Annotated in this window: 1 protein-coding gene; it reads right to left on the bottom strand. The window is 33.9% G+C overall.

Translation table 11 applies throughout. The features are described from left to right. A partial coding sequence (locus ACT3TJ_RS18075; protein WP_444622848.1) for a hypothetical protein occupies positions 1–448 on the bottom strand: 448 nt, incomplete at both ends.

Below are 448 nucleotides of genomic sequence, written 5' to 3'. Positions count from 1 at the left end.
AAGAACGCAAAGCAAGCCCATACTGCATTAAAAAAAGGCCTTCGTGTTCAAAAGTTTTCTCATAAAGCTCATATACTGAAAGTACTTTATCTTCATCGTCATTAAGTAAACGCTTCAAATATTTTGCATTCACAAGATGTTTATATACTGATGACTCGCTCCTTGAAATGTTTTTAACTACAGGAAATTTATAAACGGAAAATGCACCAATATAAGCAATTACAGCTTTAAGAATATCATCTTTAGATACGTAAAACTTAAAAAGTCTTTCAATGTAAACTCTGTGCCGAGTTGTTATATTGCCATTATTATAAGTCACAACACCATCCATTTTAGATGCTACATAATGGACATTTGGATTACACCCTAGTTCTAACATAGCACGAGTTAATGTTGACTCATTTGCCGGAACCCTTTGCGTTGTAGCAAGTCCTGCCAATAAAAGAAG

The organism is Halomonas sp. AOP30-A1-24 (genome assembly GCF_052378165.1).
Lineage (GTDB): Bacteria > Pseudomonadota > Gammaproteobacteria > Pseudomonadales > Halomonadaceae > Vreelandella > Vreelandella citrativorans.
This window is presented reverse-complemented; position numbering and strand designations above follow the sequence as displayed.